Raw genomic sequence first — 15822 nt, 5'->3', positions numbered from 1 at the left:
TTTATAAAATTAAAAACCCACATTTAAACCAAACATCAGAGACCGGGCTTGCGGATAGATACCACGGTCAACCCCATAGCTTCCTCCACCAATCTCTGGGTCAAAGCCGGTGTACTTTGTAAAGGTTAACAAGTTATTACCGGTAACAAATAAGCGCAGTTTGTTCATGTGCACTCTGCTGATAAGTGACTCTGGCAGAGAATAGCCAATTTGCAACGTCTTCACCCTGAAATAAGAGGCATCTTCCACATAGAAATCAGAGCTACGATTAAAGTTCTGGCTTGGGTCTCCTTGTACTATCCGGGGGAAACTGTTGGAGGTTCCTTCTCCTGTCCAGCGACCTAATGCCTCAGTGGTCCAGTTGGCCCCGTTCAGGTCTGGGCGTCTTAGGGTTTTGAATACATCGTTCCCTGAAACACCTTGCCCGAACACCAGGATGTCGAAGCCTTTGTATTTAGCCGATGCGGTGAAACCGAAGGTCCAGTCTGGAGTTGGGTTCCCGATCATGGTCCGGTCGTCATTATCAATGATGCCGTTTCCGTCCACATCTACTTTGCGTAAATCACCGGGCTTAGCATTTGGCTGTAACAAGGCTCCGGTGCTGTTCACGTAGGAGTTCACTTCTTCCTGAGTCTGGAATAAACCGTCAGTCTTGAACCCATAGATAAAGCCTACCGGACGACCAACTTCGGTGCGGGTGATTTGTTCCCCCGCAGGGCCAAAGGTCTGACCATTCAGGAATTTCTTTTCTGAGCCCAGGCTGGTTACTTCATTTTCTAAGTAAGAAGCATTACCGCTCACATTGAAGCTGAAGTCATTGATGGTTTTGCCATAGCCTAATTCCACTTCAAAACCTCTGTTCTCCATATCAGCGATGTTACCTACAGGGCCGTTATTCCCAACATACCAAGGAACAGCAATGTCTAAGAGCATACCGGTAGTCTTCTTCTTGTATAGATCAACGGTTAAGTTGATATTGTTGAATAACACCGCGTCAAACCCTATATCAGACTGAGATGTTTCCTCCCACCGTAAATCTGGGTTTGAAATAGCATTCGGGCTTACCCCATTTACCAAAGTAGCATTGGTGCTAGTGCCCAGCGTGTAGTTTCTGCCACCTCCTACTGTTGACAAATACCTGAAATCACCAATTTGGTTATTCCCGTTTACTCCGTAAGAACCTCTGAATTTCAGGAAATTAACAACATTGTTGTCAGGGAAGAAGTCTTCACGTGAAGCTACCCAGCCTACTGAAACAGATGGGAAGTAACCGTACTTGTTGTTAGGGCCAAACCGTGAAGATCCGTCCCGGCGCAGGATACCGGTGAACAGGTATTTCTCATCGAAATTATAGATAACGCGACCAAAGAGAGAAGCCAACGTTTCCTGATATTCTCCCCCGTAGTATTGTTGGTTTGCCTGAGGAACCGGGAATGCCAATGAGGCATCATCCAGATTATCAATTGGTAAGCCAGATCTGGTACCTCCCTGGGTTTCGCCATAGTTCCGCTGGGCGGTTGTTCCGGCTAATAGGGTAAGGTCATGTTTGTCGAAGACACGGTTATATGAGGCCGTATTTTCCCATAACCAGAACAAGCCACGGTTGTTGTTGCGGGTATAATCATTGAGTACGTTGCTGTTGGTAGCATTCAGGTAGAAAACCGGTGAAAAGCTTCTATCTCCCCAGAAAGCTAAGTCAGTACCAATGCTTGATCTTAGTTTGAACCCTTTGAACAGTTCCAATTCACCAAAGGCATTTGCCACGATTTTATCAGACCATCCTCTGGCTTGGGCCACAGCCAAGGCAGCAATAGGGTTTACAATCTCAGAGAAGACGTAGTTAGAAATTCCGTAAGGTCTTCCTTGAGCATCTCTCACCACGGGCTGTTGCGTGTAAGGGCAAGTGGCACAGTTGATGATAGATGGATCCGTTTCTACCAGCGGTGTGATCGGGTCTAAGTTGATGGCCCGGTTTAGAGGAGAGCCATACTCAGTGTTAGTAGCAACACCCACTGAACCAATGCGGGTATATCCAATATTGGTACCAAAAGTCAAGGCGTCGGTTAGTTTATGCGAAGCATTAACCCGTGCTGTAAACCGCTCAAATTGTGAGTTAGAGGGTGCTACAATCCCTTCTTGTTTGAAATAACCAAAAGATGTGTAGAAGGTAGACTTTTCGCTTCCCCCTGACATGCTGATGTCATGCTGCTGAATACTGGCATTGTCACTGAAAACTTCCTCTTGCCAGTTAGTACCTTCTCCTAAAGATTCAGGATTCTGGAAAATGATGCCGCCGCCGCTGGCTACACTGCCTTCATTGGCAATAACGGCATATTCACGGGCATTTAGCAGATCCAGCTTACGCCAGGGAGCCTGGGTACCCACATAGCCATTATAGTTAATTGACATCTTGCCGGATTTCCCTTTCTTGGTGGTAACAATGATTACCCCATTGGCTGCCCGGGCACCGTAGATAGCCGCCGAAGCCGCATCCTTTAAAACCTCGATTGATTCAATATCAGCTTGGTTAAGGTATTCAATACCGCCACCAACCTGAACACCATCCACAATGTAAAGCGGATTGCTGTTACCAATGGTAGTGGTTCCTCTTACCCGCACGGTTGCCCCTTCCCCTGGCTGGCCAGAGTTGGACGTGATTGTTAAACCAGACGTTCTGCCTTGCAAAGCCTGCTCTACCCTTGTAACAGGTAAACCCTCCAAATCAGCAGCTTTTACACTTGAGATTGCTCCGGTAACAACGCTTTTCTTTTGAGTACCATACCCAACCACCACTACTTCTTCCAGAGCTCTGGCGTCTGAAACAAGGGTGACGTTCATTACATTGTTGCTACCAACCGGTACTTCCTTGGAAACAAAACCGATGTAGGAAAAAACCAACGTTCCTCCGTTATCTGGCACAGCAATAGAATAGTTTCCGGAAATATCTGTGGAAGTTCCCGTGGCTGTACCTTTCAGCACTACAGATACGCCAATCAGTGGCTCTCCAGTTTCTGAGGTAACCTTGCCTGTTACATTTACATCTACGGCATTCGCCTTTGCTTTTTTAGCAGACTTGGCACTTGCCTTTGGTAATAACGGAGAATCTTTCAATGCTCCAGCGTGTACTTCTGCACTATGGTATCCGACTACCATACTGCAGCTAAAAGCTAGTAGTAGTATTTTTTTCATGTATTTTATTTAAGGTTTTGTATCTGCATTATCAATTTTTAGGACACGAGTTCTAGCTTGTAGATTTTCTCAACCTGAAGTTCAAGATTCCTGTTTCATAGAAAGGTTAGTAGATAAGGCTTCGAACTTAGATATACTAACAGCATTTTTTCAGATCATTTCAACTTCCAATAGGCATCTGTTTAAGGGTTTATAGAATGTAAACTCATCATTAACTGTATTTTAATTGAAAAAAGATGCAATTACGGTTTAATACAATTTCAAAGATACTACTCTTTGCATTGTAATCACAAGCTGAAAATTATGAAAACTATATATTTAGGACGTATTTTATGTACTTCTCTTAATTGATGATCTATTCAAATAAGGTTTATTTTGAGAAATGCATTTTTACCATCCCATTCTCTCCTCTTGAAGAAGCATTTTTCTGCTCCACTTTCACTTGCCTGAGCTTATCACAATAATTGTAGGCATCACAGCGCATTGCATTGAGCTAAATAAATGCTACTCCTGCACAAGAGAAGAGAAAAAAGTATTTGGTTCTCTAAATTCGGTTTTGTTAAAAAAAATCCTGTTTTAGAACCCAAATATATAAAATTGGCAAATGTTTAGCCTAATTAGCAGTACGTCACAACTACATCAGGCTGTTTTATAGAGTACATCAAGAATACATCAAGGGTACATCAAGCAGACAAAAAGAGCTTCACAGCCCTTTAAGTAACGTTTTTGCTAAAAGTGAAATCAAAAGCATTATTTTTATTCACACTACTCCTTTTTCTAGTTGTAAAAATGACATTCCTTTAGTGAGACCCATTACATATAGGGATAGCTATTTTTACTTGGATAGCTGCCTCTGTGGTAGGATTCCCTTTTCCCATCTATGCTTTCCTGCAGCCTTGGGAAATTTGGACTTGCTGTACTGGAGTTCGGGTCATCGTGAAACAAAGAAGAGCAACATAATATCAGGCAATGTCAGGAGAAGACATAATGCAGCAGGTTTACAAAAAACAAGCTAAGCACTAAGAAACACCTTTAGAAGCCCGTAGCCGCCGGCGACCTCACCCGGAACCTGCAGAAGGTAGATGAAAGCCGCTGCCCCATCAATGCCAACTGTATCAAGGCGGGATCAGCCATCACGTATGTGCAACTGCAGGATGCCCAGGGCAACAGTGCCACCAAGGTTCTATACCTGGGAGACCCGCTCACGGCGCCAGACAACCGGGGCTTCCGCACTGCGGATACGGTCAACGCCACCCTGGGCAGCAAAACCTACCGCCTGATTCTGACCGAGGTCCTGCCTTTCCCCAATACCGCGAATCCCAACCCAGCCGAGAAAACCGCCAAAGTATCGGTGGCAGCCTTATAACAATTGTATCTTTCTGAAGGGAGCGAGCCCGTGGCGAAAGCTGCAGGTTTCGTTTTATACCCCGTTTCACTTCAATGCCTTGGGTCCGATCTTGCAAAAACAGCCTCAAAACAGAAAGAAATAAACGCAGATAAAATACATCTTTCACAAGCACATTTGGAGCATGTCAGTTTTGGCGTTTGCTGTGGTTATAAGCGATCCAACCTTGCAGTCTCCTTCCTTTTGTTATGGAATCGCTTCTCATAAAACGGGCTTAAAACAACCTATCTCTCTTCAGCATTTCCCTCCAAGATTTTCTCCCTTCCCTAACCCTGAAATTCATCGGGCACTGAAAGCGCTCTTTCCTTTCTCCAGCATTAAACCTCAGCGGCATCCTTCTGCCAGGATCCACAATTCAACTTCAACCCAAAAGCTAGCCTGAAGCATCCCTAGCACAGATAATAGCCCAATTCATCATAGGCTAAAAAGTGGGACAAGATGTTAACAGAAGTTGGGTTTTTAGCTTAAAAATGAAGATTCGTCAAAAAAACACTTAAAAAAGACACAATTTTTAATGAAAATTTATTTCAAACCCTAATGAATTGAAAAACTGCCTAATTAAGCATTTTAGGGCTTTTTTCAGTTTTTTGATGTAGTGCTAACGCAGGGAAATACCACGCTTGATGTATTAGTGATGTAATTAATATTTGAGCATTTTTTTGCCATTATATTATATTAGGTCATCAAAAACGGATATTTTTAACGAAACTGTATTTATGAAGAACAAACTACTAACCTTTTTGCTACTGTTTATAAGTAGCGTGGCGTTTGCTCAAACCACAATTACGGGGAGGGTAACCTCCGCCCGTGGTGGTGAGCCTCTACCAGGCGTTAGCGTGGTAGTAAAAGGTACTACAGCCGGTACCACAACCGACGTGGAGGGCAGATATCAGTTACAGGCTCCTTCAAATGCCTCCACCTTGGTGATAAGCTATATTGGGTTCGTGAACCAGGAAATTGCTATCAATGGAAGAACCTCAATTGACGCTGCAATGCAGGAGGACCAACAAGCATTGGAAGAAGTAGTGGTTGTTGGTTACGGAACCCAGCAAAAAAGCTTAGTGACCGGAGCCATTTCCTCAGTGAAAGCAGAGGAGATTGCCACGGTATCTTCCAGCCGGGTAGAACAGGCTTTACAGGGCCGCACTGCCGGTGTTACAGTATTACCTGCTTCAGGCTCTCCGGGCAGCGGGATGCGCGTACGGGTAAGAGGAACTGGTTCGAACTCTGGTTCAGAGCCTCTTTACATTGTTGATGGCGTAAGAGCCGGAGGCATTGAATTCCTGGACCCTTCAGAGATCGCTTCTATTGAAGTATTGAAAGACGCGGCCTCAGCGGCCATCTACGGGGCTGAAGGCGCCAACGGGGTAGTGATCATCACCACTAAAACCGGCAAAGTCAACACCTCAGAGATCAGCTACGCATTCCAGTACGGCAGACAGTCTGTGGGTAGAATGATGGACATGATGAACCCCCAGCAGTACCAGCAGTACCTGGAGGAATCTAACAGCCCGGGCAGACCAACGGTTGCCGAAGCCACTGCCGCCGGAGCCGGCACTAACTGGTTTGATGAATTGTTCCAGACGGCGCCCCAGCAACACCACTCCATCAGCTTCAGCGGGGGATCAGAGAAATCCAGCTTCCTGGTAGGCGGTAACTTCTTCACCCAGGAGGGTATTGTGGGCGGTGACAAAGCCAAATTTGACCGTTATACCGTTCGCATCAACTCAGACCATAAAATCAAGTCCTGGCTGAACATTGGGGAAAGATTCTCTTACTCCAACTTCAGACGCAGAGGCCTAGCAGAAAACGATGAGTTTGGAGGTTTGATCAGCAGTGCCCTGTCCATGGATCCTTTGACTCCGGTTATCTACACCGGGGCGCTTCCAGCCCACGTAACCGCTGCCATCCAGGCTGGCCAGCCATTGGTGCGCGATGAAAACGGCAACTACTACGGTATCTCTAACTTCATTAGAGGGGAGTACGGTAACCCATTGGCCAGAATTGCCTTGGCCAGAGGCCAGACTACCCAGAACAAAGTGGTAGGCAACGTGTACGCAGACGTGGAGCCCATCCAAGGCCTGAAGTTCACCTCCCGTTTCGGGATTGACGGGGCTTTCCAGAGACAACACAACTGGACCCCTACTTTCTGGTTCTCCAGCGAAAACCTGAACTCCATCGCAAACGGCTCAGACTCCCAGAACAACTGGTTTAACCTGCAGTGGGAGAACTTCGCTACATACACCAAGCAGATTAATAACCACGGCTTCACCTTCCTGGCTGGTACCTCTGCGGTGAAACGCATGTGGAATTACATTGGCGGAAGCTACTCTGGCCTTTTCAAAGAGGAAGATAAGTTCTCTTACGCAGACACAACCCCAGACGCCTTGGACCGCATAGGCAGCAACGCCAATGTGAGCACCCTGGCCTCTTATTACGGCAGACTTTCTTATGACTACGCTGGCAAATACCTGTTGAACGCTACCGTAAGAAGAGACGGATCTTCTCTGTTTTCGCCTGAGAACGCCTGGGGTACTTTCCCCTCCATCTCTTTGGGCTGGGTTGTTTCTAACGAAGACTTCTTCCCAGAAACCAAAATTAACCACCTGAAACTGCGCGCCAGCTGGGGCCAGAACGGTTCCCTTTCAAGCTCCCGCATAGGAGATTGGTTAGCTGCCGTAGGAGTTGTGGGACGTTATCCAGATGGTTCAGGCGACTACCTGGTGGGGGCCGCTCCTACTACCCTAGCTAATCCAGACCTTACTTGGGAAACCAGTGAGCAATTGGACTTCGGTATTGATTTAGGCATGTTCAACAACCGCCTGACCTTCACCGCCGATTATTTCGACAAAAAGACCATCGACCTGATTACGCCAGGGGTTGCACCAGGCTTTGTGGGCGCTGCGCTTCCGTTCGTGAACGGCGGTAACGTACAGAACAAAGGATGGGAATTTGAGCTAGGTTACCGCAATGATGCTGCAGAAGCCTTCCAGTATGAGTTATCCGGAAACCTCACCGCCATCAAGAACAAAGTAACCTACCTGGACCCTAACGTAAACGAGATTCCTGGCGCCAGCGTGGGAACCGGTTGGTCTGCTACCGTTTTCAAAGAAGGCTTCCCAATCTGGTACCTGAGAGGCTATAAAACCGATGGTATCTTCCAGAATGAAGAGCAGATCAGCGAGTACCTGGCCAGAACCCAAATCACCGGTTACAGCCCTAAACCAGGTGATCCGATTGTGCTTGACACCAACGGTGACAAGCAGATTTCCCCTGCCGACTACGCTATGATCGGTAACCCCCACCCAGACCTGATCTTCGGTGCCCGCGTGAACCTGGCTTATAAAGGTTTTGACCTGCTGGCCTTCGTGCAGGGTCAGATTGGCAATGATGTGATCCTGGGCTTTAGCCGTACAGACCGCCCTACCGCCAACAAACCGGCTTTCTTCTATGAAGACCGCTGGACCGGAGAAGGCAGCACCAACACCGGCTTTAGAGCAAGCACTACCAACGCCTACGTTTACAACAGTGACCTGATGGTATTTGATGGCTCTTACGCCCGCGTTCGTCAGTTACAGTTGGGCTATACCCTGCCAAATGCAGTAACCGAAAGATTCAAAATGAGAAACGCCCGCGTTTATGTGTCTTTGGATAACTACTTCACCTTCACAGACTACCCTGGCCTGGACCCAGAGGCAGGCAGCAACAACGCCAACAGCTTAGGCATTGACCGCGGTACTTACCCAGTGCCAAGATTAGCGATGTTTGGTTTAAACTTAAATTTCTAAGCAACAGAATCCATGAAGAAGAATTATATCAAGATTGCAGCATTCGGTTTAGCCCTTATGGCCATGACTTCTGGCTGTAAAGACTTCTTAGACCAGGAGGTACCCGGCAAGCTTTCTGAGCAGGAATTCTACAAAACAGACGCAGACGCGCTCCAGGCCACTACCGCCATCTATGACATCATGCAGGCGCACTACAACACCGCCTGGAGCAGTATCTACATGGTGAAGACCATGCCGTCTGATGAAAGCAACGCCGCCGGTAGCGGACCTGGTGACCAGCCTGCCTACCAGACCCTGGACGACTTCAACTTTGACAGCGAGAATGACGCCGTGAAATGGGGATGGAGACTGACCTACGGTGCCATCTACCGGGCCAACAAAGTCATCAACAACGTGCAGCCGGAAACGGAACTACGCAAAAGGCTGATTGCTGAGGCCAAGTTCCTGCGGGCTTACAACTACTTTGAACTGGTGTCTCTGTGGGGCGACGTGCCGTTGGTAACCGGCGACATTCCTATTGAACAATGGAGCAGCACCGGCAGAGCCGCCAAAACTGCCGTTTACGCTCAGATTGAGAAGGACTTGCAAGAAGCCATGGTAGACCTTCCCCAGAAAAGCGCATTGACCGGCGCAGACCGGTTCAGAGCCTCCAAGGGAGCAGCCCAGGCGTTGCTTGGCAAAGCCATGCTCTACCAGCAGAAATGGGCAGATGCCGCCACCCAGTTTGAAGCCGTTATCGCTTCAAACCAATTTGAGTTAGAGTCATCGGTGGGCAAGGCATTCTCTGAGGCCGGCGAGTTTGGCAAAGAGTCTCTGTTTGAGATCTCCTACACCAAAACCCAAAGCTATGACTGGGGGAACTTCCCTTGGGGGGCGCAGCCAGAAAGCAACATCCACCTTCAGTTGATGGGCCCAAGAAGCGACTTCTACACCAAGGCTCCGTCAGATTCCCTGATCGGGGGCTGGGGCTTCAACTCTCCTAAAGCCAAGCTTTACCAGGCTTTCGTGGCCGCCGGCGATGTGGAAAGAAAACAGGCCACTGTGATGTCTGAAACCGAGCTGAAAGCCATGGGCGGTAACTGGACCAATCCCACCGCTTATGACTACGAGGGCTATTTTCAGAGAAGATACGGCACGTTCAGCAGCCAGACCGGTGGTCCGGTATCTGAACTGAACTACGGTACCAACTGGCGCATGATCCGCTACGCAGACGTGTTATTGATGGCCGCCGAGGCCCATTATCGCGCCGGCAACGAAGGCAAAGCACGCGAATACCTGAACATGGTGAGACAGCGGTCAGAATTGACGCCGGTAACCGCCAGCGGCACCGCCCTGTTTACCGCCATTGTAAACGAACGCTTCCTGGAACTTGCTTTTGAAGGTTTCCGCTATGTAGACCTGGTACGCTGGGGCCTCGCTGCCCAGGAACTGGGTCCGTTGGGTTACAAAGAAGGCAAGCACAACGTGCTGCCTATCCCGGGCGAAGACGTACGTACGGCAGGTTTAGAGCAAAACCCTGGGTACTAATTATTTCCTAAACCCTGCATAAAGAAAAAGCCCACCAGATTTCTGGTGGGCTTTTTTTTGTAAACCTTTCCTAAACCGTGAAGCAACTATTGGCTCTGTTTCAGGCTCTTTATAGTACGCAGGTGAAAATGCCTCCCTTTATAAAAAGAAGCCATGAAACAGAAAAGCGGTCTTATTCTTATGATGGTACTCCTTCTGATGGGATGCGCGCGCACCCGCCCAGAGACTCCCACCTTAACGCCCGTTCTTACCAAACCGCTTACCCATACGCCGTCCTGGACCACCTACACACTTTCCTGGCAAGTGCCCTTGTCTGCGCAAGACCTTACCTTAACGCTCCAGAAAGTGGAAGACACCCGCTGCCCTAAAGATGTCTTGTGCATCTGGGCCGGCATGGCCCTTGCGCAGGTACAATTGGAAGACTCAACCGGAACAAGTGTTTCGCAAATCCTCTACCTGGGCGAGATGGTGAAGTTTTCACTGGGCACCAAAAAATACCAGTTGACTTTGCGTGAGATTACCCCTTACCCCAGAATCTCTGACCTTAACCCGGCCCAGAAGGAAGTCAGGGTTTCCCTTGCCGTCTTGTAGTGGCTTTCATTTCCAGTGGAAGGTCCAACCGGCACCTCTAACAAAGATTTCCCTGCTTTCTGTTTTTCAGCCAATTTTCTAAAAACAGCCCAAAAGCAGGCGTTCTACCGTTCGTAGAGTTCCAGCGGTAAACCATCTGGGTCAGAGAAGAAGCAGAAGCGCTTGCCGGTGTGTTCATCCACCCGTATTTCCTGCACTTCCACATTTTGGTTTATCAGTTCCTGCCGGGCAGCTGCAACGTCTTCCACCTCAAAAGCCAGGTGCCGCAGGCCGGCAGCCTCGGGGAAAGACAGGCGGGCAGGCACGTTGGGGAAAGAGAACAACTCAATGATGTACTGCCCGTTCAGCGCCAGGTCTGCCTTGTAGGAATCGCGCTCGGCACGGTAAATCTCCTGCTGCAGCGTAAGGCCCAATACCTGCGTGTAAAACCTCCTGGAAACCGGGTAGTCTGTGCAGATGACGGCAATGTGGTGGATGCTCTTTAACTGAATCATGGGGCAAAGGTACGCATGGGTTCGGACTTCTGCCGGCAGGAAGCCTATGGCCTAAAAGCCGTAGCCGATCCGGATACCGGAGCTTACTTTCTGGCGTTCCTGGAAACCGGTCACAAAATCCACCCTGAAGACTTTGAACAGGTGCTCCAAACCTACGCCCAGCTCCAGGTAATGACCGGCGGCCGCAGTGTGAAGGTAATTGACGCTGCCCACTTCCTGCCACTTCAGCTTGCGGATGAGTGGGAGCTTGTTCAGGATAAAGCCATTGAAATGGTGGCTGTAGTGACCTTCTATGTAAGTTTTTTGGGTGCTGTAGCGGTAGTAATCCAGCAACTGAAAACCGCTGAAATCACCGGATAAGATGGTGCGGTTCCCGGAAAAGTGCCTGAAATCCATGAAATACAGCTGGTTCTTGCGCCAGAAAGTACCTGCGCTCACCGAGTAGGAACTGGTGCCCAGCAAACCCAAGGCCAGCTCATCACTCACGTCCAGAGAAACGAAGTCGTAGTCCACATCGCTGCCCAGCACCCCGGAGATGCCCTTGCGGTAGTTCAGGGTGAAGAGCGGCCATTTGGAGCCCAGGTTGATCTTGCGGTCTGGGTGCGAGATGTATTCCGCGCCCGGGCGATAAGTCAACGTAAAGGCAGCGGTGAGGGCCTGGTGTCGCGAAAAAGCGGTGGAAGCGACCTCGGCGTTTTGGGGCTCATTTGACGAAAACACTCGTGAAGCGCGGTCGCGTACGGCGTAATCAGTGGTATTGAACATCATCTCGCGCTGGGCATAGCCTACCTGGAATGTCGCCGACAGCCCGTTTACCAACTCGCGGTTGTGCCACAGGCGCAGATATTGCCGCTGGTAAAGCTTCTCGTAGTTCTTCTTCAACAGCAGCGTGTACACAGTATTTACGAAGGGGGTGATGGGTTCTTCGGGGTTGAACTGACTCACAAACTTGCCTCCCTCAAAGCCCACCGAGCGCCGCCGGACCATGTCATACATGAAAGACCCGGACAGCTTGGCCTGCACCTCTCTGTTGCTGAACCCATAGCGCAGGGTAGGCGCGATGGTGTAGCGGCGTCGGTCTTCATAGCGTTTGGTGTACTCGATGCCCAGGTTAGCCACCAGGCCTTCCACGGTGTTGTACTGCCAGATGCGCGTAACCGGCTCAATACTGAAAGAGGTGCGTTCAAACGAATTCTGGTAAGAGTAACCCGAGAGCAGCAGATCAGAGGCGCTGAACTTGTTATTCTTCCGGTCTATGGAGTCTTTGTAGGGCTTTGATTCTTTGATGACCTGCAGACTGTCTTTGGTATGGTAATCCACTATCTCCTCCTGGGTCAAGGGCACGGGGCGTACCTCGTTCCAATAGGCGCTGTCCCGGGTATTGGCGTCTTTCTCAATAAGCAAAACCTCCTTCTTCTTGAAGTACTCGGCATTTGGTACGCCGTTGGCGGGCGGGTTATCCCGAAGGGCTTTGCGTTCCTTACGGCTGAGTTTGGGCGCGGGGGGCGCGGCCACTACCGGCGGACTCACCACCGGGGCTGGAGTGGTGGGAGCAACTGGTGCAGGGGCTGGAGCCTGTTTCACAAAGGGTGCCGGTTTTACGCGGTATTTACTGTAAACGGCCATAAAATAACCATTGCCCTTAAAGCCGTAGCCTTCCACATCAAACGTGAATTTCTGCGATTGCAAAACCCAAACGTTGCCCGGTGCGGGCGTAAACTGCTGCGTAATGCGCAGGGTGTCCACAAACTCAATCTGCTGGTATTTGGTCACAAACAAGTTAAGGCTGTGCAGGCGCCAGGAGCCGTCCACAATGTACACGTAGCCCGTGCACACCGGGTCTGTCTTCCGCTTGGGGATTACCTTGATGCGGTGGATAAGGTACCCGTTGTCCTGGCTGCTGCCCACGTACTCATACTTGTAGAAGAACATGGCGTTGTTGGCCAGCGGCGACACAAAACCCCGCTCGTTCACCCCCTGCGCTTTGAGGAGGTTCTGGTAAAAATTGACGTTAAACTCCGAGGCTTGGTTATAGCTGAAGGCCCGGCTGCTACCGCTCACCTTGGAGGAAATCATGCGCTCCCGGTATTTGCCCGGCTGCATAAAACTCATCTCAGACACTGATTCTGACAGGTACAGGATGCCCGGTTTAAGGCCGGCCGGCACTTTGATAATGCCCAGCAGCCGTTTGGGCATGTTGATGAGGCGCTGCAAACCCTTCACGTATACCTGGGCAGTAAAGGCCTGCACTTCTTTTAAATGGTATTCCCGTTTGGCAATGGCCTGCTCCATGATACCGTACGCCGGGTTCTTGCCGCTGAGACTCACCCGCACCTCATTGAGGTTGTAGACATCGGGGAGCAGCTGCACGTTGAGCACAAGCGGCGTGGGTTTTTCCTCTTCCGGTACCTCAATGGCCCGGGTCTGGCTTTTGTAGCCCACGTACTGGAACACCACCGTGTGCTTGCCCGGGTCCACGTTGAACTGGTAATCGCCTTGCTCATTAGTGGTGGAACCCACGGTGGAACCCTGCAGGTACACCGTCGCGAAGGCCAGCCCCGCTCCTTTCTCATCGGTCACTTTCCCTTTCAGCACACCAGCGGTGACTACCCCCGCCAACAGGAACCAAAGGCCCAGCACAGAGGCAAGCTTACGAGACATTCTGGGGGAAAGGCACGGGTACAAAGAAAGCATGAGCAAAGGGTTTGGCTGTTTAACGAAACTGGCCTCGGTTTCTATATCAGCAGGTATTCAAAAACCTTAATATTACACTTCTCACTGAGAAACAGAGCAGTAGGTTTTAAAGGTAAAGAGAAGATGCGTTAGGAAACAAAAGCCGATGCCCATTTTAGGCCCGTTTCATTTAAAAGATGCCCAAAACGCTCAGGAAGTTGCCTGCGCGGCCTCCAGTTTACGCAATTTGCGGCTGTACTGCATGTTCAGGAGCACGCCCAGAAGCACCAGAGCAATGCCCAGATACGCATACAAATGGAACGTCTCCCCGAAGAACACCATGCCCAGCCCCAGCGCGTACAGAATGCCGATGTAGTTGAGGTTGGCCACCCGCGCCAGCTTCTCCACCTGGTAAGAACGCGTCATGAAATACTGCCCCAGCTGCGTGAGAATGCCCGTCAAACAAAGCCACAGCCAATCGTTGCCCTGCGGCGGTACCCAGTCAAAGAGGCAGAACACCAAAGACAAAGGCAGAGACACCAGCGGGAAATAAAACACGATGACCAGCGGATGCTCGGTCTCGCTCAGCTTCCGCACGGAATTATACGCCACCCCGGACAGAAACGCACTCCCAATGCCGATGAGCAGGTAATACAGCGAGATACGGGTATCCACGCCCTCAATCACCAGCACCCCCGAGAAGGAAATCAGGAAACACACCCACTGCCATGATGCCACTTTCTCCTTGGCAATGAACACGCCCAGCAAAGCCGTGAAAATGGGCGCCAGGTACTGGATGGTCACCGCGCCCGCCAGCGGGATGTTCTGGATGGTGGTGTAGAATAGAAGCAGCGAAAAACCTCCCGCCAACCCACGCAGCACCAGCACCGGCTTGCGGTTGCCCCACGGCGAAACCCCGGCCTGCCTGATCATGCCATAACTAAGGATAAGCGAAATCACCGACCGGAACAGCACCACTTCCATGGGCGGCAAATGCGACAAAAACTTGACGCACACGTTCATCAGCGCGAAAAAGAACGTGGAAAGCAGCATGTACTGAACCCCTTTGGTCATGGCGGTAAGCGGAAAAATTTGAGGCTGCAAAGGTCGGGCTTTTACTCCAAGCATTTTGCATCTCTTTTTGAATTTCGGGGCTTTAAACGCCAGCCGGGCAAACTGTTTTTGCCTACTTTTGGTTTATAGAATATACCGGCAGCGGTAGTTTCAGCTAAAAACCAGACCCGTGTTCCAGCCCAAAAAGAAGAAAGTTTACACCAAGAAAGAGGCCCTGCCCAAGATAGCCTCTTACTGCGCCTACCAGGAACGGACCCAAAACGAGGTACGCGCCAAGCTGCTGGACTATGGCCTGGACCTTGACGAAGCCGATGAACTGGTCATTCTCCTGACCCAGGAAAAACTGCTGGACGAGGAGCGCTACGCCCAAGCCTTCGTGCGGGGCAAGTACGGCCTTAAACGCTGGGGCCGCCGCAAAATCCAGCTGGGCCTCAAAGCCAAAGGCCTCTCGGACTACTGCATCCGAAAAGGCCTCCAGGAAATTGACCCCGATGTTTACTGGGAAAACCTGTTGCACCTGCTGGAGAAGAAAAACAAAACCGAAGGGGAACGCAACCCCATGGCCCGCCGCCAGAAAATCCAGTACTTCCTCCAAAGTAAAGGCTATGAACTAGACCTGATCCAGGATGCCTGGCGGGAGTTGGGTTTGTAGATGTGGAGATTTGAGAATGTGCTGATGTGATAATGTGCTAATTTCTTAATGTGCTGATGTGTTAATGTGTTTTGATTTAGCGGCTACTGGCACAGACGCTCGCAGGACCTCCGGACGCTGCGAGGTCTTTTGATCAAGCGCCATACCGTTAGCCCACATTAAATCCCCTCCTAGTTCAGGAGGGGTGCCCGAAGGGCGGGGTGGTTAACAGGCTAACAACGAGCTATGAAAGCTATACCGTTGTTGGTGTTATCACCAACAATCTATAAAAGTGCAACCACAAGGGATTGTCGCTACATCAACCTATTGAAACGCCATTACCAGTACTAGTCACGCCAGACCTTCAAAAGGACGACAAACAACCACATTCTCCCATAAAGAAATTAGCACATCAGCACATTAAGAAATTAGCACATTCTCACATCTTCA

9 protein-coding genes are annotated in these 15822 nt (G+C 49.9%); 5 read left to right on the top strand and 4 right to left on the bottom strand.

Going from position 1 to position 15822, the window contains the following annotated elements; translation table 11 throughout:
• Window positions 1-9: 9 nt before the first annotated feature.
• On the bottom strand, window positions 10-3189 hold the full coding sequence (locus J3P34_RS18195; RefSeq protein WP_246849933.1) for a SusC/RagA family TonB-linked outer membrane protein: 3180 nt from the start codon (window positions 3187-3189) through the stop codon (window positions 10-12).
• Between the two features lie 1141 nt (window positions 3190-4330).
• On the opposite strand from J3P34_RS18195, the gene J3P34_RS18190 reads away from it, so the two are divergent.
• The 4 genes from J3P34_RS18190 (at window position 4331) to J3P34_RS18175 (ending at window position 10500) form a co-directional block, all read left to right on the top strand.
• Window positions 4331-4555 (top strand): hypothetical protein, encoded by a 225-nt coding sequence (locus J3P34_RS18190; protein ID WP_210490028.1) that lies wholly within the window; start codon window positions 4331-4333, stop codon window positions 4553-4555.
• 755 nt (window positions 4556-5310) lie between these two features.
• The gene (locus J3P34_RS18185; RefSeq protein ID WP_210462955.1) at window positions 5311-8382 is read left to right on the top strand and encodes a SusC/RagA family TonB-linked outer membrane protein; all 3072 of its coding nucleotides are present in this window, start codon (window positions 5311-5313) and stop codon (window positions 8380-8382) included.
• 12 nt (window positions 8383-8394) lie between these two features.
• Window positions 8395-9909 carry a RagB/SusD family nutrient uptake outer membrane protein gene (locus tag J3P34_RS18180; protein ID WP_210490027.1) on the top strand — a complete coding sequence of 505 codons (1515 nt, stop codon included), beginning with the start codon at window positions 8395-8397 and terminating at the stop codon, window positions 9907-9909.
• A 180-nt stretch (window positions 9910-10089) separates the two neighbouring features.
• Window positions 10090-10500 carry a hypothetical protein gene (locus tag J3P34_RS18175; protein WP_210490025.1) on the top strand — a complete coding sequence of 137 codons (411 nt, stop codon included), beginning with the start codon at window positions 10090-10092 and terminating at the stop codon, window positions 10498-10500.
• A 104-nt stretch (window positions 10501-10604) separates the two neighbouring features.
• On the opposite strand, the gene gloA2 is transcribed toward J3P34_RS18175, so the two are convergent.
• The 3 genes from gloA2 to J3P34_RS18160 all read right to left on the bottom strand — a co-directional run bounded on the left by gloA2 (window position 10605) and on the right by J3P34_RS18160 (window position 14771).
• The gene (gene gloA2, locus J3P34_RS18170) at window positions 10605-10994 is read right to left on the bottom strand and encodes an SMU1112c/YaeR family gloxylase I-like metalloprotein (RefSeq protein WP_210490024.1); all 390 of its coding nucleotides are present in this window, start codon (window positions 10992-10994) and stop codon (window positions 10605-10607) included.
• 51 nt (window positions 10995-11045) lie between these two features.
• Window positions 11046-13655 carry a DUF5686 and carboxypeptidase regulatory-like domain-containing protein gene (locus tag J3P34_RS18165; RefSeq protein WP_210490023.1) on the bottom strand — a complete coding sequence of 870 codons (2610 nt, stop codon included), beginning with the start codon at window positions 13653-13655 and terminating at the stop codon, window positions 11046-11048.
• 222 nt (window positions 13656-13877) lie between these two features.
• Window positions 13878-14771 (bottom strand): DMT family transporter, encoded by an 894-nt coding sequence (locus J3P34_RS18160; RefSeq protein ID WP_345890378.1) that lies wholly within the window; start codon window positions 14769-14771, stop codon window positions 13878-13880.
• Window positions 14772-14910: 139 nt separating this feature from the next.
• Here J3P34_RS18160 and J3P34_RS18155 point away from each other — a divergent pair, with 139 nt between their 5' ends.
• Window positions 14911-15393 carry a regulatory protein RecX gene (locus tag J3P34_RS18155; RefSeq protein WP_210490022.1) on the top strand — a complete coding sequence of 161 codons (483 nt, stop codon included), beginning with the start codon at window positions 14911-14913 and terminating at the stop codon, window positions 15391-15393.
• The last annotated feature ends 429 nt before the right edge of the window (window positions 15394-15822 follow it).

Source organism: Rufibacter aurantiacus, from assembly GCF_017916345.1.
Lineage (GTDB): Bacteria > Bacteroidota > Bacteroidia > Cytophagales > Hymenobacteraceae > Nibribacter > Nibribacter roseolus.
This window is presented reverse-complemented; position numbering and strand designations above follow the sequence as displayed.

Bases quoted from the DNA above. Each gene is read 5' to 3' on its own strand.
- J3P34_RS18195 (WP_246849933.1), bottom strand. From the start codon at position 3,189: ATGAAAAAAATACTACTACTAGCTTTTAGCTGCAGTATGGTAGTCGGA.
- J3P34_RS18185 (WP_210462955.1), top strand. From the start codon at position 5,311: ATGAAGAACAAACTACTAACCTTTTTGCTACTGTTTATAAGTAGCGTG.
- J3P34_RS18180 (WP_210490027.1), top strand. From the start codon at position 8,395: ATGAAGAAGAATTATATCAAGATTGCAGCATTCGGTTTAGCCCTTATG.
- J3P34_RS18175 (WP_210490025.1), top strand. From the start codon at position 10,090: ATGATGGTACTCCTTCTGATGGGATGCGCGCGCACCCGCCCAGAGACT.
- gloA2 (WP_210490024.1), bottom strand. From the start codon at position 10,994: ATGATTCAGTTAAAGAGCATCCACCACATTGCCGTCATCTGCACAGAC.
- J3P34_RS18165 (WP_210490023.1), bottom strand. From the start codon at position 13,655: ATGTCTCGTAAGCTTGCCTCTGTGCTGGGCCTTTGGTTCCTGTTGGCG.